This is a genomic window from Cohnella sp. GbtcB17 (assembly GCF_019091135.1).
Taxonomy (GTDB): domain Bacteria; phylum Bacillota; class Bacilli; order Paenibacillales; family Paenibacillaceae; genus Cohnella.
Map to the genome: position 1 here is coordinate 97,173 of NZ_JAGXJW010000020.1, position 21,737 is coordinate 118,909.

The 21,737-nt window shown below is 62.1% G+C and carries 18 protein-coding genes; 13 read left to right on the plus strand and 5 right to left on the minus strand.

Going from position 1 to position 21,737, the window contains the following annotated elements; translation table 11 throughout:
• Positions 1-1,190, minus strand: a 1,190-nt coding sequence (locus tag KVT38_RS13240) for an NAD-dependent malic enzyme (protein WP_254639201.1), incomplete at its 3' end; no start/stop codon positions are given.
• Positions 1,191-1,456: 266 nt separating this feature from the next.
• Between KVT38_RS13240 and hisD the strand changes: the two genes are divergently transcribed.
• The 9 genes from hisD to KVT38_RS13285 all read left to right on the plus strand — a co-directional run bounded on the left by hisD (position 1,457) and on the right by KVT38_RS13285 (position 13,922).
• Positions 1,457-2,764, plus strand: coding sequence for a histidinol dehydrogenase (hisD, locus tag KVT38_RS13245; protein WP_217594196.1), 1,308 nt, complete (start codon positions 1,457-1,459; stop codon positions 2,762-2,764).
• A 363-nt stretch (positions 2,765-3,127) separates the two neighbouring features.
• Positions 3,128-4,048 (plus strand): carbohydrate ABC transporter permease, encoded by a 921-nt coding sequence (locus KVT38_RS13250; protein WP_217594216.1) that lies wholly within the window; start codon positions 3,128-3,130, stop codon positions 4,046-4,048.
• Position 4,049: 1 nt separating this feature from the next.
• Positions 4,050-4,877, plus strand: a complete 828-nt coding sequence (locus KVT38_RS13255; protein ID WP_217594197.1) for a carbohydrate ABC transporter permease — start codon at positions 4,050-4,052, stop codon at positions 4,875-4,877.
• Positions 4,878-5,003: 126 nt separating this feature from the next.
• Positions 5,004-6,335, plus strand: coding sequence for an ABC transporter substrate-binding protein (locus KVT38_RS13260; protein WP_217594198.1), 1,332 nt, complete (start codon positions 5,004-5,006; stop codon positions 6,333-6,335).
• A 154-nt stretch (positions 6,336-6,489) separates the two neighbouring features.
• A complete protein-coding gene (locus tag KVT38_RS13265; protein WP_217594199.1) occupies positions 6,490-8,274 on the plus strand; it encodes a sensor histidine kinase in 1,785 nt (594 codons plus the stop codon).
• Positions 8,271-9,866, plus strand: a complete 1,596-nt coding sequence (locus KVT38_RS13270) for a response regulator transcription factor (RefSeq protein ID WP_217594200.1) — start codon at positions 8,271-8,273, stop codon at positions 9,864-9,866. Before KVT38_RS13265 ends, KVT38_RS13270 begins: the two co-directional genes overlap by 4 nt.
• An 86-nt stretch (positions 9,867-9,952) precedes the next feature.
• Complete coding sequence (locus KVT38_RS13275) at positions 9,953-11,200, plus strand: MFS transporter (RefSeq protein WP_217594201.1); 1,248 nt, start codon at positions 9,953-9,955, stop codon at positions 11,198-11,200.
• Entirely contained in the window at positions 11,178-12,599 is a 1,422-nt protein-coding gene (locus KVT38_RS13280; protein WP_217594202.1) for an amidase, read from the plus strand. Before KVT38_RS13275 ends, KVT38_RS13280 begins: the two co-directional genes overlap by 23 nt.
• Before the next feature lie 36 nt (positions 12,600-12,635).
• Positions 12,636-13,922, plus strand: coding sequence for an ester cyclase (locus KVT38_RS13285; protein ID WP_217594203.1), 1,287 nt, complete (start codon positions 12,636-12,638; stop codon positions 13,920-13,922).
• A gap of 615 nt (positions 13,923-14,537) precedes the next feature.
• Here KVT38_RS13285 and KVT38_RS13290 read toward each other — a convergent pair.
• Positions 14,538-15,284 (minus strand): hypothetical protein, encoded by a 747-nt coding sequence (locus KVT38_RS13290; RefSeq protein ID WP_217594204.1) that lies wholly within the window; start codon positions 15,282-15,284, stop codon positions 14,538-14,540.
• A 125-nt stretch (positions 15,285-15,409) separates the two neighbouring features.
• On the opposite strand from KVT38_RS13290, the gene KVT38_RS13295 reads away from it, so the two are divergent.
• The 3 genes from KVT38_RS13295 (at position 15,410) to KVT38_RS13305 (ending at position 18,746) form a co-directional block, all read left to right on the plus strand.
• Positions 15,410-16,186, plus strand: a complete 777-nt coding sequence (locus KVT38_RS13295) for a gluconate 2-dehydrogenase subunit 3 family protein (RefSeq protein WP_217594205.1) — start codon at positions 15,410-15,412, stop codon at positions 16,184-16,186.
• A gap of 21 nt (positions 16,187-16,207) precedes the next feature.
• A complete protein-coding gene (locus KVT38_RS13300; RefSeq protein ID WP_217594206.1) occupies positions 16,208-17,923 on the plus strand; it encodes a GMC family oxidoreductase in 1,716 nt (571 codons plus the stop codon).
• A 139-nt stretch (positions 17,924-18,062) separates the two neighbouring features.
• Positions 18,063-18,746 (plus strand): hypothetical protein, encoded by a 684-nt coding sequence (locus KVT38_RS13305; protein ID WP_217594207.1) that lies wholly within the window; start codon positions 18,063-18,065, stop codon positions 18,744-18,746.
• An 87-nt stretch (positions 18,747-18,833) separates the two neighbouring features.
• On the opposite strand, the gene KVT38_RS13310 is transcribed toward KVT38_RS13305, so the two are convergent.
• The gene (locus KVT38_RS13310; RefSeq protein ID WP_217594208.1) at positions 18,834-19,034 is read right to left on the minus strand and encodes a twin-arginine translocase TatA/TatE family subunit; all 201 of its coding nucleotides are present in this window, start codon (positions 19,032-19,034) and stop codon (positions 18,834-18,836) included.
• Between the two features lie 87 nt (positions 19,035-19,121).
• On the minus strand, positions 19,122-19,859 hold the full coding sequence (tatC, locus tag KVT38_RS13315) for a twin-arginine translocase subunit TatC (protein WP_217594209.1): 738 nt from the start codon (positions 19,857-19,859) through the stop codon (positions 19,122-19,124).
• Positions 19,860-20,016: 157 nt separating this feature from the next.
• Here tatC and KVT38_RS13320 point away from each other — a divergent pair, with 157 nt between their 5' ends.
• Positions 20,017-20,391, plus strand: coding sequence for a c-type cytochrome (locus tag KVT38_RS13320; protein WP_217594210.1), 375 nt, complete (start codon positions 20,017-20,019; stop codon positions 20,389-20,391).
• Positions 20,392-20,474: 83 nt separating this feature from the next.
• Here the strand turns inward: KVT38_RS13320 and KVT38_RS13325 are convergent, their stop codons facing one another.
• Entirely contained in the window at positions 20,475-21,497 is a 1,023-nt protein-coding gene (locus KVT38_RS13325) for an N-acetylglucosamine kinase (protein WP_217594211.1), read from the minus strand.
• Positions 21,498-21,737: the final 240 nt, after the last annotated feature.

Here is a 21,737-nt window from a genome sequence, read left to right on the forward strand (position 1 = left end):
CCGCGGAACATGCCGGGGAACACCAGCACGTTGTTGATCTGGTTCGGAAAGTCGCTCCTACCGGTGGCGAACACGCGGACGTGCGGCAAAGCCAGCTCGGGATCGATCTCCGGGTGCGGGTTGGCCATGGCGAACACGATCCGGTCCTCCGCCATCCGATTCACGTCCTCTTCCCCAAGAATTCCGCCTCGCGACACGCCGATAAAAACGTCGGCGCCTTGCATAACCTCTTTCAGGCCGCCTTCCTCCGCCTGCACCTGGGGCTGCAGGGCGAGCCAGTCCCACATCGGGTGGTCATAACGCCGCCCATGCAAGATCGCTCCCTCCCGGTCGACGGGAACGAGCTTCGTCACGCCGGCCGTCAGCAGCATCTTGCAAATCGCCACGCCTGCGGCGCCGATGCCGTTGACGACGACGCGCACGTCCTCGATGCGCTTCCCGACGAGCTTCAGGGCGTTGAGCAGCCCCGCAGTCACTACGATCGCCGTTCCGTGCTGGTCGTCGTGGAACACCGGGATGTCCAGCTCCTCCGCCAGCCTGCGCTCGATCTCGTAGCAGCGGGGCGAGCTGATGTCCTCCAGGTTGATCCCCCCGAAGACGGGGCTGATCTGTCGAACCGCGCGCACGATCTCTTCCGTGTCCTGCGTGTCCAGGCAGATCGGAAAAGCGTCGACGCCGGCGAGCTGCTTGAACAGCATCGCCTTGCCTTCCATGACCGGCGCCGCCGCGTGCGGGCCGATATTGCCCAGCCCGAGCACGGCCGAGCCGTCGGTGACGACGGCGACGGTATTGCGCTTGATCGTGAGCGTGTACGCTTTGCCGATATCCTCGTGGATGGCCGAGCACACGCGAGCGACGCCGGGCGTGTAGACGCGGGACAGATCGTCCCTGTTTTTGATCGGCATGCTCGGCTGAATCGAGATCTTGCCGCCGAGATGCGCGAGGAAGGTGCGATCCGACAAATTGACGATCCGGATGCCGTCCAACCCGCGAAGCGCCTCTGCGATCGCCGCATGCGCATGGTCGGCGGCCTCGACGGTGATGTCGCGCACGGAGCTGCCTTCGCCCGACCGGATGACGTCGATAGAGGTGATATCGCCGCCCGCGTTGCCGATGACCGAAGCAACTGCGCCGAAGTGCACGCGCTCGTGGGCGAGTTCCAGACGTATGACCATACTGTTGAATGACAAGCTTCGCCACCTGCCCGTTGTTTGATGGATGGGGCTCGGCCGTACCGAAGCGGCGAGGGGAGGCCGCCTGCTCCTGCCGGCCGAGCTTCAAGCAGCTTCGACGATACACCAGGGCGCGAGACGATGTCCAGCCGATATGTCACTAAAAATGACATCAATCAACGGAGTATACCGTTTTCGTCAATCCCGTTTCTGTTTTCCCGGAGAGGGGCTCTCTATAATTAGGGTACACGCAGCCTAACCTCTCACGGAAAGAAGGAGCAGCAATGATCGAGATCGTAAAAGAGCAGGAACCGATGACGCCGATGGAAAAAGGACAGCTGGAGGGCACGGTCGCCTCCATCATCGACCGGGTGCAAAGAGAAGGAGACGCCGCGCTGAAGGCGTTCCTGAAGCAGTTCGACAACGTCGAGCTCGATTCGCTCAAGGCGACGGAAGCGGACATCGAAGCGGCGCGCAAGCAGCTGCCCTTGACGCTGCTTGAAGATATGGCGTTTTCCATCGAGCGCATCAAGGCGTTCGCCGAAGCGCAGCGCCGCACGCTGACCGAGTTCGAGCAGGAGATGATCCCGGGCGTATTCCTCGGCCAGCGCGTCATCCCGATCGAAGCCGTCGGTGCGTATGTCCCTGGCGGCCGCTACCCGCTGCTCTCCTCGGCGCAGATGGCGATCATCCCCGCCAAGATCGCGGGCGTCTCGGAGATCCGCGTCTGCACGCCGCCGATGAAGGACGGCCGCATTCATCCTGCCGTGCTGCTTGCGGCGCACCTGTCGGGAGCCGACGAGATCTTCGCCGTCGGCGGCGCGCAGGCGATGGCGGCGCTGGCCTACGGCACCGAGAGCATCAAGCCGGTCAACAAGATCACCGGCCCGGGCAACCGCTTCGTCACCGAAGCGAAGCGCCAGGTGCACGGCACGGTCGGCATCGACCTGCTGGCGGGGCCGAGCGAGGGGCTCGTTGTCGCCGACGAGACGGCGAAGCCGGCGTACGTCGCGGCCGACCTGCTCGCGCAGTCGGAGCACGACGTGCACACACAGGCGATCCTCGTCTCGACGAGCCGCCCGCTGGCCGACGCGGTCATGGCCGAGATCGAGCGCCAGCTCGAGACGCTGCCGACCGCCGGCACGGCCCGCGCGTCCTGGGAGAAGCGCGGACGCGTCATCGTGACGGACACGCTCGAGGAAGCGATCGACGTCGCCAACGATCTGGCTTCGGAGCATCTGCACGTCCAGATCAAGGATGCCTACCTGCATCGCGACAAGTTCACGAACTACGGCTCGCTGTTCCTCGGCGAAGAAGCGACGGTCGTTTTCTCCGACAAGGTATGCGGCACCAACCACATCCTGCCGACGAACCGCGCAGCCAAGTATACCGGCGGCGTCTGGGTCGGCACCTTCCTGAAGGTCGTGACGTACCAGCGCGTCGAGCAGGCGGGCGTGGAACGTCTGGCGCCGCACTGCGTGCGTCAGTCGTACCGCGAAGGATTGATCGGCCACCTGCGCTCGGCCAACATCCGCCTGACCGGCGAACTCGACGCCAAGCCGGAAGCCGTCCTCGAGGTCGCGCAGTTCTAATCGCGCCGGCCGCCCTGCCTTCCTCGGAATCGCCGCCGCGATCGCCGATGAAGGCAGCGGCTCCTTCGGGCGTACCCATCAAGACGCCATCATAGGTGACGCGCAGCCCTTCCCGTAACCGCTGTCAATAAAAGGTTGTGGCTGAGATGTTGAGGTTATGTTAGTTTTAGTGACGCATCAAGTCAATTAAGTGCACCATTTTAGTCAATCGCGTTGATATTCACCGTTGGTGCCCCCTTTTATAATAAGGACAGCAGCAATCGTTCATAGAACTGGAGCACTCATCACAACACAGAATGGAGGGATGACGCCATAGACGCTCTTGCGGAAACGAACGGAAACGGAGCGAACGATCAGCCGGGGATTCGTGCCCAGGAAGCCAGTCGGCCTCACGCATCTTCCTCCCGCAAAACGAAGCGGAACAAATGGCTCGCATTCGCGGCCTTCGTAGGACCTGCGCTGCTATGCTTCCTGCTCATTCAGATCATCCCGTTCGCGGTCGGGATTTACTATTCTTTCACCTCCTGGAACGGCGTCAGCTCCGCCGTCGACTGGGTCGGACTCGACAACTTCAAGCGCATTCTGACGAGCGACAGCAAGTTCGCGGACTCCTTCTTTTTCACCGCCAAGTTCACGGTCGTCGCCGTTCTCGTCAGCAACGTCATCGGTCTCGGACTGGCGCTAATGATCAACGGGGCGCTCAAGTCCAAAAACGCGCTTCGCACCGTCTTCTTCCTGCCGAACGTCATCGGCGGCCTGCTGCTCGGCTTCATCTGGCAGTTCATCTTCGTCAAAGGATTCGCGGCCGTCGGCAGCGCGACGCACATTCCGTTTTTCGAGCTTCCCTGGCTCGGCGACGCGAATACGGCCTTCTGGGCGATCGTCATCGTATTCGCCTGGCAGCAGAGCGGCTATCTGATGGTCATCTACATTGCGGCGCTGCAGGGCGTGGACCATTCGGTCATCGAGGCGTCCCGGATCGACGGCGCGAGCCGCTGGATGACGCTGCGCAAGATCGTCCTGCCGCTGATCGCGCCGGCGTTCACGATCTGCCTGTTTCTCTCGATGTCGCACGCCTTCAAGATTTACGACCTGAACTACTCGCTCACGGGCGGCGGTCCGTTCAATTCCACGTTGTCGGTCGCGATGAACATCTATACCGAAGCGTTCACGAACAACCACTACGGCATCGGCTCGGCCAAGGCGCTCGTCTTCTTCGTTGTCGTGGCGCTCGTCACGCTGGCACAGGTCATGCTCACCAAGCGGCGGGAGGTGGAGTCCTAACATGGATAACAAATACACGTCCCGTACATTTATAATGGAAATTCTGGCTGTCGCGATCGCGCTGCTCTTCCTGGTGCCCTTCTACTTCGTGCTTATCAACGCGGTGAAGAGCAACGCGAATATTTTGCTGGATGCCGCCGCGTACCCGAAGGACGTCATTTGGGATAACTTCCGGCGCGTCTGGTCGCTGCTTCACTTCCCCCGGGCGTTTATGAATTCGATTTTCGTCACCGTGTTCGCCAACGTCGGTCTCATCGTCATCAGCTCGATGGCCGGCTGGATGCTCGCCCGAACGCAGGGCAAGATCAGCAATCTGCTGTTCGGCCTGTTCGTCGCGGCGATGGTCATCCCGTTCCAGACGATCATGATCCCGCTCGTCAAGCTGAGCGCTTCGCTCGGACTGGTCAACAGCATTCCCGGTCTCATTTTTATCTACTTCGGATTCGGCGTCTCGATGGCGGTATTCCTGTTCCACGGCTTCATCAAGGGCGTACCCCTTGAGGTGGAAGAGTCCGCCCGCGTCGACGGCTGCACGCCGTTCGGAGTGTTCTACAAGATCGTGTTTCCGCTGCTGAAGCCGATCGTCATGACGGTCGTCATTCTCAACACGCTCTGGATCTGGAACGACTATCTCCTGCCGCGTCTCATGCTTCAAGACTCGCAGCTGCATACGATTCCGGTCGCGATGAGCGCGCTGTTCGCCCAGTACAACAAGCAGTGGGATCTCGGCCTGGCGGGTCTGGTCATTGGCACGCTGCCGATCGTCGTCTTTTCCCTCCTGCTGCAGAAGCATATCGTCAAAGGCATCGCGGCCGGTTCCGGCAAATAGGGCGCCAAGCCGCCAAAAAATCCTCGCAATGCGCAATTGATCTCGGTATCATTCTTGCGGCCGCCCCGCGGACGAGAGAATCATATATAGCTAGAGCAACCCACTATCAGGAGGTCATGCAGAGAGATGAAAAAGATCGGCATGTTGGGCGTATCGATGGTAGGACTGGCAATGGCGGTATCGGCTTGCGGAAGCAACGACAACAGCGCGGAAAATGCAGCACCGGCGGCTTCGGGCACCGCAAGCGCAAGCTCGGCGACCACAGCTTCGGCAAGCACGGCTGCAAGCGGCGGCGATCCGGTCACGATCAAGGTATTTCAGCTGAAAGTCGAGATCGCGGACAAGTTCGAGGCGATGGTCAAGGAATTCGAAGCCGAGCATCCGGACATCAAGGTCGAAGCCGAGACGGTCGGCGGCGGCACGGGATACATGGACGCGCTCAAGGCGAAGTTCGCGGCGGGCGAAGGTCCCGACATCTTCAACAACGGCGGCGCGAAAGAAATGCAGCTGTGGAAGGAGCATCTCGCCGACCTGTCCGACCAGCCGTGGGTCAGCCACCTGCTGCCCGGCACCGGGGACGGCATGAAGGATACCGACGGCAAGCTGTACGGCATGCCGATGAACATGGAAGGCTACGGCTACCTCTATAACAAGGATCTTTTCACCAAAGCGGGCATTACCGAGCTGCCGAAGACGCTGACCGAGCTGCAGGCGGCGGCGCAGAAGCTGAAGGACGCAGGCATTACGCCGTTCGCGAACGGCTTCGCCGAATGGTGGATCATCGGCAGCCACTTCACGAACGTCGCCTTCGGCCAACAGTCCGACCCGGCGGCATTCATCCAGCAGCTGAACGACGGCACTGCGACGATTCCGGACAATGCGGTCTTCAAGCAGTTCCAGAATCTGATGGACACCACGATCAAGTACAGCAACGACAACCCGCTCACGACCGACTACAACACGCAAGTGACGCTGTTCGCCTCCGGCAAGGCCGCGATGCTGCAGCAGGGCAACTGGGTCGAGGGCATGATCGCCGACATCGATCCGAACCTGAGCTACGGCATCTTGCCGATGCCTATTAACGACGAAGCGACCTCCGACCGCATCGTGGCGGGCGTGCCGAACAATTGGGCGGTCAACAAGAATTCGGAGCATGTCGAAGCCGCCAAGACATTCCTCGACTGGATGGTCTCCTCCCCGGCAGGCCAGAAGTACATGACCGAACAGTTCGGCTTCATCCCGGCGTTCGACAACATCCCGACGGACAAGCTGTCGCAGCTTAGCCAGGATATCGTCGCTTATTCCAAGGAAGGCAAGACGATCCCGATGATCTGGACGAGCTGGCCGGACGGCGCGAACAAGGAGTTCGCGGCCGTGCTGCAGGAGTATTCGGCGGGCAAGATCAAGTGGGACGAAGTGTTGAAGAAAATGCAGGAGTCCTGGAACAACCTGAAGTAATCGCAAAGCTGCCGACGAGCGATCATACGAGCGCGAGCGCAAGAAGGGATGCCCCGGGCATTCCTTCTTCGGCCATGGCGGGCCTGTCCGGCGAAGGAGAACTCTTATATACTGGATTTCATCTACGACTAGACGACAGATAGGAGAATCTGCGTTGATCCGGACAAGCCTGAGGAACAAGTTCATCATCCTGCTGCTGCTCATCAGCGTCCTGCCGTTTGCCGCTTCCGTGCTTTTTACCTATTTGTATACGCGAGATTCGCTGAAGGATCAATTTTTGCAGGAAAACGTGAATCTGATGAGCCTCGGCGGGGTGCACTTGGAGAGCTACATGGACGAGCTGATGGATATCACGCTGTCCTTTTACAGCGATCCCGCCTTTATCAACTATTTGCGGACGGCCGACCGGGCGAACGACTACGAGACGTTCTGGACGGTGCGCGACGAGCTGACCCAGGTGCTGTACGCCAACGAGAATATCCAGCGGGTCAGCATCGCGCTGGTCAAGGACAAGCGCAACATCTTCGTGTCCAAGAGCCGGGTCAGCTTCTCCGCGATCACGGACGAGCAGATGGCGGATTACGCCAAAGTGGACCACAGCCCCAACCACGTGTATATCGAGACGATGCCGGGACCGGATCCGAAGGGCGGCGCTTCAAGCACGTCGTTTACGATCCTTCGGTCGCTGACCGATGCACCCTCCACCAACCTGCTCGCTTATTTTTCGATCCAGGTCGCACCGGCCAGAGTGAAGAGCATCGCCGAGAAGCTGTACATGCCGGGGCAGGAGCTGTTCTCGATCCTCACCTCCGAAGGGGTGCCAATCTACAGCTCGGACGCCGGCTACGAGGATCCCGGGCTGGTCGAGCGGATCCGCGGCTTAAAGCCGGGCAGCGGCACGCTGGAGTGGAACCGGGGGGACTTCCATGGCATCGTCCTCTACGAGCGGATCGCCAAGACGGACGGCGGCTGGATTTTGATGAAAAGCATTCCGTACGAGAACCTGTACCGGCAAGGCTTCCGCATCACGAAGATCAACATCGCCATCGGCCTCGTCGGCATCGTGCTGGCGATGGTGGCCGCGCTGCTGGTCTCGCTGCGCATCACGTCGCCGCTGCGCATTCTGCTGGACAACATCCGGCGCATCGAGAAGGGCAAAATGCAGGTCGGCGTCGAGTCGCTCGGGCACGACGAGATCGGCGTGCTCGGCGAGAGCTTCCGGCAGATGATCGGCCGGCTCAACCATCTGATCGACCGGGAATACAAGCTGGAGATCGAGAACAAGGCGAACCAGCTGAAGGTGCTGCAGTCCCAGATCAACCCGCACTTCCTGCACAACGCGCTGCAGTCGATCGGCGCCCTAGCATTAAAAAATCACGGCGCGCAGGTGTATGCGCTCGTCACCAACCTGTCCAAAATCATGCGGTACGGCATGAATACGGACGAAGACAAGGTGACCCTGATTCGCGAGGTCGGCAATGCCGAGGCGTTCCTGCTGCTGCACAAGGAGCGGTTCGACGACGAATTCGAATACGAGATCGACGTCGACGCCGCGATTCTGAACGTGCCGGTGCCCAAGATGCTGCTGCAGCCGATCATCGAGAATTACTTCAAGCACGGCATGGACCTGAGCGGCGGCAAGACCGGCACGCTCCGCGTGGAGGGGCGGCGGGAGGGAGGCGACCTCGTGCTCGTCGTCACCGACAACGGGCGCGGGATGAAGCCCGAACGGCTGCAGGAGCTGTACGGCCAGCTTCGAGAGGACAGGCGGGGCCGGCAGGGGGAGGAGCCGAACATTGGGCTCCGCAGCGTGTACTTCCGGCTTCGGCTGTATTACGGCGCCGGGGCAAGCTTAAATCTCGCGAACAGCGAGTCGGGCGGGCTGCAGGTGACGATCCGGCTTCCTATCGAGAACGCGGCAGAGGGTGAAGCGCCATGAAGGCGATCATAATCGACGACGAAAAGCATGTAAGAGGCGTACTGCGCATGCTGGCCGACTGGGAGCGCTTCGGCATCGGCGAGGTTCTCGAGGCCAGAGACGGCGAAGAAGCGAAGAAGCTGATCGAGGCGCATCGGCCCGAGATTGTGTTCACGGACATGAACATGCCGAACCTGGACGGCATCGGGCTGCTGGAGTGGCTGCGAGAGCATGCCAGGGACAGCAAAACGATCGTCATCAGCGCCTACGACGACTTTCACTACATGCGCAATGCCATATTTTACGGCAGCTTCGACTATATCTTGAAGCCGATGGAGGCCGACGTTCTGAACGAGACGCTCGGCAGGGCGGTGGAGGCATGGCACCGGGAGGCGGTCAGCCGGCGGTCGGCGTTCGAGAACGACCGGATCGCGAGCGCGGCCAAGCCGCTGTACTGGGACCGGGTGCTGTCGAGCTTGCTCGGAAGGACGCCGGCGCCCGAGGCGGCGGAGCGTCTCGAACGCGAGTTCGGCGCGGTGCCGGGGCGCGACCTGTTCACCGCGCTGCTGGTTCCCGTGCGCGCCTACGCGGCCGTGAAAACGGGCGGCAACGTCGAAGACGCGTTCGCGGCGCTGCTGCCCGTCTGCGGAGAGGCGCTGCTGCCCGGCGAGGGCGTTGTCTTCCGCCATACGGCCAAGCCGGACGAACTGGCGATCCTGGCCTGGAATGTCAAAGACGCGGAGGCGCTGGCGAAGCGAATCTACGCCGCGATCTGGCAGGCGCACCGCATGAAGGCGCTCGTCGCCGTCGGCAAGGCGGCTCGCCAGACGGCGGACGCCTACGATTCGGCGTTGAACGCCATGATGCGATGCGACCTGCAAGGCGCGTTCAAGGCGAGAGCCGTCGTCTTCGGAGAAGAAGCCGCGCGCCCGGTGCTGCACCTGCTCGACTACGCGCAGGATCTGACGCTGGCGCTGCAGAGCGGCAGCGCGGAGAGCGCGGACCGGCTGCTCGACCGCATGCTGGAGACGGTCAAGGCGTCGGGCGGCATGACATTCGAACAGCTGCACAGCTGGGAGAGCCAGTACAAGCTGCTTCAGGCGCGCTGGCTGCAGGAATACGATATTCGCGACAGCCGCACGCTCAGCGTCGGCGACGCCTATTGGGACGAGGACGGCAGCTTCTCCATGCGCCGGTTCCGCGACGAGAAGCGCCGGCAGCTTCACGAGCTGATCCGGCTGCTGCACGACGTGAAGTATAAGAAGGAGAAAAACAGCATTCGGGAGATCGAATCCTATCTGCGGCAGAACTACAAGCGCGAGGTTACGCTTCAGGAGATCGCCGAGCGCTTCTACTTAAGCCGGGAATACATCTCCCGCAAGTTCAGGCAGGAGTTCGGGCTGACGATCACCGATTATGTGACGCAGGTGCGCATCGAGAAGGCGAAGGGGCTGCTCGAGAACCCGCATCTGAAGGTCTATGAGATCGCGGACTACGTCGGCTACCAGAACGACAAATATTTCATTAAAGTGTTCAAGCGCTCGGAAGGCGTCACGCCGAGCGAGTACGTCCGCGCGCGGGCGGAGGCCAGGCGGAGCGAACGGTCGAATTGACCGGACGCGCGAACGGGCCTCCGGCTTGGCGAACGATGGCTGCGTATGTGCGGCGCGGACGCGGCGGGCGACGGGAAGGACGATCGATGGCAACCATGGCAAACCGGCGTTGGACCGCGGAGGCGACGTTGTTTTTCGCGATAAGCGTGCTCTTTTTTATCAGCATTACTTCCTTTGATCCCTTCGTCTCTTCCTATGCGGCGGAGCTAGGCGTACCGTCCGTCCTGATCGGCAGCATGGTCGGGATTACCGGCCTTGCCTCGATGGTCGCGCGTCTGCCGGTCGGCATCGTCTCCGGATTCCTGTCGAAGCGGCGGCTGTTCATTCAGGCGGGCTTCGCGCTCACGGCGGTTAGCTGGGCGATCGCTTATATCGCACCCGGCGCCGCGACGCTGTTCGTCGGCAAGCTGAGCAACGGGCTGGCCGGCTCCGTCTGGGTCATCTACACGGTCATGTTCGCTTCCTACTTCGCCGCCCGAGACGGCGCGAAGGCGATGGCGGTCATCTCGGTCGCCTCGCCGCTCGGTTCGCTGGCGGGCTCGACGGTCGGCGGGCTCGTCATCCACGCGTTCGGCTACGCCGCCGGATTTATCGTCGCGGTGCTCGCGGCTCTGCTTGCGCTCGCGCTCACCGCATTCCTCAAGGACGGCGATGCGGCGGAGCCAGCACGGGCGAGTCTGGACAGGCGCGCGCTGGCGGCCCAGTTCGCGGACGGCCGGCTGTGGGCGATCTCGCTGCTCGGCATCGTCGTCCAGATGACGATGTACGGGACGCGGGATACCTTCACTCCGCTGATGGCGGCCCGCCTCGGCGCGGACCCGATCGCGATCAGCTGGCTCGCCAACACGCACCTGATGATGTTCGCCCTGTCCACGGCGCTCTGCCCGTGGCTGTACCGCCGTCTGGGGCTCGGCAGGACGGGCGTGCTTGGCTTCGCGCTGCAGGGTGCCGCGATCGTGGCGATGGCTGCGGCCCGAGGGCTGCCGATGCTGTTCGCGATGCAGGCGGTCGCGGGCATCGCGTACGGCATGGCGTTCACGTTTTTGATGTCGATTGTGCTGGAGTCCGCCCGGCCGCAGGAGAAGACGATGCGCATGGGCTTTTTCCAGAGCATGTATTCGGTCGGCGTGTTCGCGGGTCCGCTGCTGCTCGGCCTGCTCGTAGACGGCGCCTCCGAGGCGGCGGGCTTCGCGGCCTGGGGGGGACTGTCCGCGCTGGGCGCAGTGCTGACCGCGCTGCTGCTGCGCCGCCGCCGCGCGTCGCGCGCCAAAGAAGCGAACGTGCCGGGCAGCCCGGAAAAGGAGGGATATCGTGCAGCGGTACAGGACCATTAAGGAACTGCAAGAGGCCTACCGGCAGGCGTTCGTCTCGCCGGAGGAGATTGCCGAATACTATTTGAAGCAAATCGAGTCCGCGGATGGCGCTTATCGCTCGATCATTACCGTGACCGGAGCGTCGGCCCGGCGCCAGGCGGCAGCGGCTGTGGCAAGGCTCATGGCCGGTCGCGGAGAAGACGTGCATCAGCCCCTGCTCGGCGTGCCGGTGACCGTCAAGGACAATATCGATACGGCAGGCATCCGCACGACCAACGGCTCGCAGATCGACCGGGAGCGGGTTCCGGCCGGCAATGCCGCCGTCGTCGACCGGCTGGAAGCGGCGGGCGCCATGACGGTAGGCAAGGCAAACCTGTACGAGTACGCATTCGGCATTACGTCGGACAATCCGTTCTACGGAGACGTTCGAAACCCCTGGGATACGCGCTATATGGCCGGCGGGTCGAGCAGCGGCTCGGCCGCCTCGGTCGCCGCCGGCTTCTGCCTCGGCTCGATCGGGACCGATACGGCGGGCTCGATCCGCGTGCCGTCTTCCTGCTGCGGCGTCGTCGGCCTGAAGCCGACGCATGGATTGATCCCTGCGGACGGCGTCGATACGCTGTCCTGGACGCTCGATCATGTCGGGCCGATCGCCGGCAACGTGGCGGATCTTGCGCTGCTGCTCGAAGCGGCGGCCGGACGCGCCTACGAAGGCGTGCGCCGCGCGGATATTCGCGGCATGCGAATCGGGGTGCCGCGCGAATTTGTCTATCGGCGCATCGAGCCTGCCGTGCGGCAGCTTTTCGACGAGGCGTTGGACGCGCTCGCGGGTCTTGGCGCCGTGCTGGTCGACGTCGAGCTGCCGCTGGCGGATAGGGCGATCGCCGTGGCGATCGGCATCGCGACGCCGGAGGTGGGCTATTCGCACCGCGAACGCATCGCCGCCTCGATGGCGCTGTACGGCCCCGGCGCGGCGGACACGTTCGCGCGCAGCCGTGCGGCCACGGCGCACGAATATATGGACGCCATGCGCTTGCGCGCCGAGATGACAGGCGGGCTGGACGCGCTTTTCCGCGACATGGACGCGATCGTCACGCCGACGATGCCGGCGGCGCCCACGCTGCTCGGACAGCAGGAGGTGCCGTTCCCTGACGGCGTATCGGAGTCGGTTCACGAATGCATGATCCGCTTCACCTGCCTGTACGACGTGACCGGGCATCCGGCGCTCTCCGTTCCTTGCGGACTGACGCCGGATGGACTGCCCGTAGGTCTGCAGATCGCGACCGCTTACCACAGGGAGGATACTGCGCTCCGCATCGCTTCCGCCTACGAGCAGGCGGCGCTCCTTTATTTTTACGACGAACGGGAGAAACGGATAAAAAACGCGGCAGAACTTTCGAGTGGCCGCTCGCACATGTAAACAACCGCATCTCAACAAAAAAAAGGTGGAATATCTATGGAAACGAACAGCAGCGAAGTGAAGCCGGCCGAGTCCGCGGCCGTCGAGCAGCCAAAAAACGCAGCCGGACGAATCGCTTCCGCATCTCGTACGGCTCCTGCCGCGGCGCCTCGCCGTATTAAGCAGAGCAACGTCTTTTACGCGGATGCCGAAGACGTGAACATGATCGACGCGAACGATGATTACGACTATATCCATATTCCGGAGAGCAAGCAGCGCAAACAGAGCATGGAGGGCTTCGACCCGGCCTACAACAACATCGTCGATTATATCGTCAAGATCACGCGTCAGATCTGGAAGGAAAAAGACATCGGCCTCATCTACGAAACTTACAGTCATAACGTATCGGTGCACAAGGGGCTGCTCAACAGCCACGGCGTCAACGAAGTCGTGTCGGGTACGCTGCAGACGCTGCACGCTTTTCCCGACCGCAAAGGTCTCGGCTGGAGCGTCATCTGGTCGGGCGACGACAAGGAAGGCTTCTTCACCTCGCACCGCGGCAAGTCGATGGGCACGAACATCGGCGACAGCCTGTACGGCCCGGCGACGAACAAGAAGGTCGTTTTCCGCACGACGGCGGACTGTATGGTCCTGAACAACAAGATTTACGAGGAATGGCTGGTCATGGATACGTTCCACATGGTGCAGCAGCTGGGGCTGGACCCGGTCGAGATCGCCAAGGGGCTGGCCAAGGGCACGAAGACGCTGACCGCGCCGCTGCACTTCGGATTCCCGGAGACCGCGGAGATCGGCTTGCCGCCGGCGCCGTACAAGCGGCAGTTCGACGAGTTCGAGATCGGCGACTTCATGCTGGAGATGATCAACCGGATCTGGGAGCGCAGGTCGTTTAATTATGTAAAAGAATTTTACGATCAGAGCGCGGTCATTCACTACGTCTGCAATCGCGACCTGGTCGGCTCGCAGGAGATCAAGGGCATGTTCATCAGCTTCTTCGCCTCGATTCCGAACGGCAAGACGCATATCGACCGGATCACCTGCAACCGCCGCGGCTCCGATCTGGACTGGGACGTCGCCGTACGCTGGCGCATCCAGGGCACGCACGAAGGCATGGGCTACTTCGGCAAGCCGAGCGGCAAGCCGATCGAGATCTTCGGCGTGAACCATTACAAGGTGAAGGCCGGCAAGATCATGGAGGAGTGGTTCCTGTTCGACGGCATCGACGTGCTGCGGCAGATCTACATGGAGACGGGGACGGATGCGTCGGCGGCCGGCACGTCTTCCGGCGGCGCGGGCGGCGACGGGAGTTTTCCGGGCGTATCTTGAGCGTCTGAGACAAGCCAGCCGGTTACAGGGGGAGTGGAAATTTGCGAGCTTAAGTCGCATATATTGACGCGAATCCCTCGGCTGGATTAACAAAGGGGTAAAGGCGGAGCGGCACTCCCGTCTAATCTCTCGGTACCCGGGACAGAGCATACGGCAGCTTGCCAGTGCACTGTCCTTTTTTGCCGTTCGGGTCAACGCCGATCCGTAGGGCGAGGCCTGGGGCGTCGATGTCGAGGTCGAAGGAGACCCGGCGGAGGCGGTCGGCGCGTTGATAGATGCCGAGCAGCACGAGGCGCTGCTCGCGAGTTAAGGAAGTAGACTAGGAGCAGGGAGCCGCCGCGCATAAATCGCAAAGTACCGCCGACGAGCGCCACAAGGCGCGCAACACTTCGCAGGATCGCGAAATAACGCTGGTGAGCGCCACATCGCCGCACCCCGCCTCGGATGATCGCAAAGTAACGCCGGTGAGCGCCACTAGGTCGCGTGCACCTCGCATAACCGCAAATTCACCTAACGCTGGCCGCACTATAGCAAAAGAAAAGCGGCACCGCTCCGCCCATGGCGGAAGAGGTGCCGCTAACTTTCGTTCATCCCCGCATTCCTGCGAATGCTTAACTACTTTCCGTCCTTCGCCGCCGCTCCCATCCGCATTAGCTGCGCGAGGTCCCGGTCGTAGCTGCCGGACGTTTCGTCCGCGCCTTGCGACCGCAGGCGGTCCATCAGCGCGACGGCTTCCGGGCCGGGGACGGTGACGATGCGCTCGCCGAAGCCGCGGTCCTTCAACCACTGCTCCGCTGCGGCCAGCGTATCCGAGTTGTCCGTGTCCACGGAACGGACGCCGATGCCGCCGTGCGGGCCGGGCTCGGGGCCCTTGCCGGACAGGCCGCCGGTGTTGCTCAGCAGCTTGCGCTGTAGGTGATCGGCCGAGGACGCGGACGGGCCCCGGTCCTTGGCCGCGAGGAATACGGTATCGTTCGCGACGAGCACGCGAACCCCGGCGAGCCCGGCGCCTGCCAGCTCGGCTTCCAGATCCGACGACGCGCCCCGGCCGCGCAGGCCCGAGCTGCCGATCCGGCTCAGCACGCCGCTGCCCATGCCTTGTCCCGTCGCGCCGTACTGATTGGTCGTCCGCGTCTTGTCCCGGTCGACGCTCGGGATGACGGCCGGATCGTGCTGGCCGGCAATTTGCGGCGGCAGCACCGACTTCAGCTTCAGCCGGTCGTCGACGACGCGCTGCGCGTCGGTCGCTTGCCTGGTCGACTGCTCGCGCATGCTGTGGCTCTGGCAGGCGGCCAGCGTCAGCACGCCCGCCGCGCAGGCGACCGCTAGCATCCGGCGCTTTGTTGCGATTGGGGTTGCCATAGCGAATCTCCACCTTGTATTGGATTGGTTGTAAAGTTAGCATGACCAGCCGCCGTGAATGCATAAGGACTTAATTTTGGAAAAAACTAAGCGGGAACATCCGGAAATAAATTGGAGGTGAAAGGATGGCTGACCAGAAAAAAACGGGCGGCGCGGATCGCGACAAGGTCGAGCAGCCTTCCCGGCGGAAGTTTCTCGTCCAGGCTGGCTATGCGGTCGGCGGCGTCGTCGTGGGCGGGGCGCTCGGCAGCCTGATCCGGCCGTCGAAGAAGAAGGAGACGGCTCCCCCGGCGGGCGAAGGCACGGCGGCGGACATCAAAAACTACAATCGCGCGCCGATGTTCTTCACGCAGGAGCAGCTCGGCATCGTGTCCGCGGCGACGGAGCGGATCTTTCCCGCGGACGACGCCGGCCCCGGCGCGATCGCGCTCGGCGTCCCGTTTTTTATCGACCACCAGCTGGCCGGAGAATGGGGCTTTAATTCGAGGGAGTATATGTCGCCGCCCTTTTATGCGGGCGAGAAGGTGCAGGGATATCAAGGCCGGCTGAAGCGGCGGGAAATGTTCGAGATCGGGCTGCGGGAATTGGAAAATTACAGCCAGACGAAATTCTCGAAGGGCTTCGCGGCCCTCGCGCCCGAGCAGCAGGACGAGGTGCTCAAGGCGTTCGAGTCCGACGAGGTGAAGCTGACGACGATCTCGGCGAGCGGTTTTTTCAAGATGCTGCGGAGCAGCACGCTCGAAGGCGCGTACAGCGACCCGCTGTACGGCGGCAATGCCGATATGAACGGCTGGAAAATGCGAAGCTACCCCGGTAACCAAATGAGCTACACGGACGTCATCGACAAGGACTTCTCGGTCATCGCGCCGAGCAGCCTGCAAGACCACTTAAGCGCCCACTAGGCGGAGAGGACAGGAGCAATTATGGCCAAAACGCTGCCGAAAACGGACGTCGTCGTCGTGGGCGTCGGCTGGGCGGGCGGCATCATCGCCGCCGAGCTGACGAAGAGCGGGCTGAACGTCGTCGGCCTGGAGCGGGGCAAGGAGCGCAAGACCGAGGACTACTTTATGGTCCACGACGAGCTGCGTTACGGACTGCGGTACGAGCTCATGCAGGATTTGTCCAAGGACACGGTCACTTTTCGCAGTACGGAAAAAATTCGCGCGCTGCCGATGCGGTCGTACGGCTCGTTTCTGCTGGGCGAAGGACTCGGCGGAGCCGGCGTGCACTGGAACGGGCAGACCTACCGCTTCCTGCCGTACGACTTCGAGATTCGTTCGAAGACGATCGAACGGTACGGCAAAAACAAAATTCCGGACGGCATGACGATTCAGGACTGGGGCCTCACCTATGACGAGATGGAGCCTTATTACGACAAGTTCGAGAAGCTCGCCGGCATCTCGGGGGAACCGAATCCGCTCGGGGGGAAACGTTCTGCCGATTACCCGACGCCGCCGATGAAGAAGTCGCCCGCGCTTACCATGTTCAGCGAAGCGGCGTCCAAGCTGAAGCTTCACCCGTATATGATGCCCTCGGCCAATCTGTCGACGCCGTACACGAACCCGGACGGCATCTCCCGCGCAGCTTGCCAGTACTGCGCATTCTGCGAACGCTTCGGCTGCGAATACGGCGCGAAGGCGGACCCGGTCGTCACCGTGCTGCCCGTGGCGTTGAAAACGGGCAAGTTCGAGATTCGCACGCATTCGCAGGTGCGCCGCATCCTTCACCAGGGCGGGAAGGCCACGGGAGTCATGTATACTGATGTCACGACGGGCGAGGAGCTCGTGCAGCCGGCCGACATCGTGGTCGTGACCAGCTACGTGTTCAACAACGTCAAGCTGATGCTGATGTCGGGGCTTGGCAAGCCGTACGATCCCGCGAGCGGAACGGGCGTGATCGGCCGCAACTACGCATACCAAGTGCTGAAGGGCAACGCGGCCGGCTTTTTCGACGACAAGCAGTTCAATACGTACGCGGGCGCCGGCTCTTTGGGCGTCTCCCTCGACGACTATAACGGGGACAACTTCGATCACTCCGACCTGAAGTTCATCCACGGCGGCTCGATCAGCCTCAGCCAGACCGGCATGCGCCCGATCGCGAACAATCCGGTGCCCGGAGGGACCGCATCCTGGGGGGCGGAGTTCAAGGCCAACTCGGTCAAATACGCCAATCGCTTCCTGTCTATAGGCGGTCAAGGGTCGTGCATGCCCTTTCGCCATCACTTCCTCGATCTCGATCCTACATACAAGGATGCATACGGCGATCCGCTCGTGCGGTTGACGTTCGACTTCGAGGAGCAGGACCGCCAGCTCGCGCTGTACTTGTCCGGCAAGTGCGCGGAGATCATGAAGGAGATGGGCGCGAGCCATATCGACCAGCTCAAGGAGCTCGGCCCTTACGAGATCACGACGTACCAGTCGACGCACAATACCGGCGGCGTCGTCATGGGCGCCTCGCCCGACACGTCCGCGGTCAACACGTACTTGCAGATGTGGGACGCGGAAAACGTGGTCGTCGTCGGCGCCAGCGCCTTCCCGCACTACTCGGGCTACAATCCGACCGACACGGTCGGCGCGCTCGCCTTCCGGGCGTCCGAGGGCATTCTCAAGTATCGGCAAAAGGGCGGCAGCCTGGTGTAAATGCGAACAAGGTGAGCTCCTGCTTAAAAAGGCGGGGGCTTTTCATTATGTCCGGGCGATACGCGAATCGTTTTATTTTGCTGAGTTAACTAAAATGTTATATGGTGGAAATTGCAGATCTCTACTTGGGGGGAGTCGAGTGAGAAATACGGTATCTGTTTTTCTGATGGGAATCGGCATCGCTATTGTTGCGATCGGCTTCATTGCCGGGCTCGTGTTGGGCAAGGACGCTTACGGTGAATTTTCGATTGCGATTGTCTTTTACTGGTGGCTGTCCGCGCTTGCGGCCGGATTTTTATTCATCGGCTTGTCGGAGATCGTCCATCTGCTGCAGAAGCTGGTTGACCGTTCCGCGGCTCCCGCGCCGCTCCAATCGGGTCAACTCGACCCGGGAAGGATGCCGGCCGCTATGTCGACGGCAGCGGAAACGGTTCGAACGGGGGAAGCGATTGGCGGCTATGCCGGCTCAGCGGATCAAAGGCGGCAGCATGAGCCGGCCGAGACAGCCATTCGGCATGGCGGACCGGCGAGAGGCGTCGTGCAGTTCAAAGGGCTGACGATCCTGCTGGACGAGCAGAAGATCAAAGGCGCGTTTCGGTTCGGTCCCGAGCTGCTGCAGATCGTAAGCCAGTCGATGTTCCAGGCGGATGAGCGGGCGCAGGTCGTCGCGACCATTCCTTTAGATTCGATTGCCGCCGATTATCTCGAGGACAAGGAGTACTACATTTTCACTTTTGAAAAGGGTACGCGAAAGCTTGCTTTCAAGACGCCTAACTTGTACGACTACGATCCGATCGTCAAGCGGATCCGGCGGGAGGCGTAGCAGGCAAGCGAAAATCCCTTCCCTGCCGACTGCTGCCGTCGGGCGGGAAGGGATTTTTTGCGTTGCTCTATGGCGTTCGTGCGCGGCTCAGGACGGATTCCGCTCCTTGATCAACTCGGCGGCAGGCTCATGCTTGTCGTCTTCGATGATGCCGCGGGTGGAGGTGCGGAATTCGCGAAGCGTCTCGCCGAATGCTTTGCCGAGCTGGGGGAGTTTGGCCGGACCGAAGACGATCAGCGCGATGGCGAAAATAATCAGCAGTCCGGAGATGCCGATATTGTGGAACATCGTGGATTCACCTCCTTTAAAGGGATCGCCGTGCTGGGACCGATGCTTCGTCGCGTTAATATTTAGCCGGCCTTAGCATGAACGCCGTTAACCCGGCGCGGGCCCCGCCGCGCGGCGCAGCCGGAACTGCCGGTTGGCGACGAGCGCGCTGCATTCAAACAGCAGCAGCAGCGGAACCGTCACGGACAAGTGGGAGAACAGGTCCGGCGGCGAGATGCAGGAACCGACGACCGCAAGCCCCACGTAGGCGTATTTGCGGATAAATTTGATGCGCGCAGGGTCGAGCAGACCGAGCTTCGTCAGAAAGAGCATGACGAGCGGCATCTCGAACGCGATTCCGAGCGGCATCAGCACGCCGAACATAAAAGCGAAGTACCGCTCGATGCCGTACATTTCCACGGCGCCGACGCTCTCGTTCATCGACTGCATGAATCGGAGCATCATCGGGAAGACGAGGAAGTACCCGAACGAGACGCCGCCGAGAAACAGCAGGAACGAAGCCGGGACGTAGCCGAGCGTGCCGCGCGCTTCCCTGCCGGTCAGTCCCGGCCGCACGAACGCCCAGGCCTGGTACATCGCGAGCGGGAACGTCAGCAGCGCGGCGAGCAGGAAGGCACACCTGAGATAGACGAACAAGCCGTCGGTGAAGGAAAAAACGTGCCAGTCGATCGGTGCGCCCGCCGCGGCCCGCGACTTGAGCATGAGCAGGATGGCGGGGGACAGGTACAAGCCGGCGCCCATCGACGCGACGAACCAGACGCCCGTGACGATCAGCCGCTTGCGCAGCTCGGACAGATGGCCGATCCATTCTTGATTCGCATTCAACCGCATCACCGCCGTTGCCATAAATTGCATAGCTTCGTCCTTATCGTATCCAATATGTCCGCGGCTATTCTCCGCTGCCAGGCAAGTTATCGCGCGTATGCCGTGCGGCTAAATGGAGAAATCTAACCGCAAACGATCAGAAGGAGGTCAAGCTCGCATGAAAAAATGGGCGGCAATCGCGGCGCTCGCCGCGCTGCTGGCAATGACGACGACGGCATGCGGCAAAAACAATAACAACAACGCTTCCACGACCCCGCCGTCAAGCGAAGCGCCGGCATCGCCGGACGGTACGACGACGGCATCCGGCGAAGACGCGGAGACGATCTACAAGGCGCAATGCATCGCCTGCCATGCCGCGGATCTGAGCGGTGGCGTCGGTCCCAATCTGACGAACGTAGGCTCGCGCCTGTCGACGGACGAGATCTCGTCGCGCATCCACAACGGCGGCGGCGGGATGCCCGCGTTCAAGGGAACGCTGTCGGACGATCAGATCAATACGCTCGTAAACTGGTTGAGCGCGAAGAAGGGTTGATCGGGCCCGCTGCGTGAAAAAGACGACAAAAAGCCCGCGTACGCGGTTCCGTGCAGGAATCCGCGTCGCGGGCTTTAATGATTTTAGAGCTTCGCTTGCACGCCTTGCAGCACCTTGCTGCGCATGCCGGCGTCGACAGGCGCGCCGCGGGCCAGCTCCAGCGCCCAGAGCAACGCGCCCGTGGCGGGCGGCACCGCGAGCGGAATGAAGCGGCAGCGGCGCCGGGTCAGCTCGCCGACATCGCGCATATACAGCTGCATCATCAGCGGGCTCTCGGCTTTGATCCAGACGGACCCGGACAGCACGATCTCGATCTCGTCGTCCGCGCCGAAGTCGAGATGGGCGATGCAGCCGGCCGTGGAGAGCGCCATCTGCCGGGCCGAATGCGTCACCAGCGCAAGCGCGGCCTCGTCGCCCGCGTCCGCTGCGGCGAACAGCGCACGCATCAGCTCCGTGTTCGGCAGCGCGCGCTTGTACGCGGCTTCGGCGGCGTATGCCATGAACCGCTCGCGGGACGGCGCGCCGAGCAGTGCCATGACCGGCTCGGCCATCGCGGTCGGCGGTCCCAGCCGGTAGAAGCCGTCATAGACGGCCCGCACGACCTTGCGGCCCAGATAATAGCCGCCGCCCTCGTCCCCGGCGAGCTCGCTGCCGATGCCGCCGACCTGCAGCCGCCTCCCGCTCGGAGAGATGCCGCCCGTGACGGCGCCCGAGCCGTTGACCGAGCAGATGCCGTAGCCGCGCTCGGTGCCCGCCTTGATGCCGAGGAACGAATCGTTGTCCACGGCATACTGCCGCAGCCCGATTCGCCCGGCGATTCGGCACAGCTCCTCTTGCTGCGTCGGCAGATCGCAGCCCGCAAGGCCGAACGCCGCGGCATCGACCTGCGAAGGCGCGATGCCGCATGGCGCGAGCAGCTCGCGGATGCGCGCGTCCATCTCGCGATGGGCGCCGGCGTAGCCGTCCGCGAACCGCTCGTGGCTGCAAGTGCCCGCGTTGATGTGGTTGACGAAGCCGCCCTCGCGGTCGAACAAGAAATAGTCGGTCTTGCTGTTGCCGCCATCGACGCCGATAACGTAGCCGCTCCTGGCCTCCGCTCCGTTCATAGGTATCACGCTCATTTCTTTTCGTTCATGTAGCACATTTGCTCACCAAACCGTCTCGCTCCGCTCCATAGAGGAAAAAACATCCTCTATCTAGTCTCAAATCGGCTCGCCGCCGGTCTATAGAGGAAAAAACATCCTCTATGGCGTCTCAAACCGGCTCGCCCCGATGATGTATAAATGTTTGTGTACCAATTTTTGGCCTAGAAAGCACAAAAAGAGTAGGGTATTCTCGGGATTGCG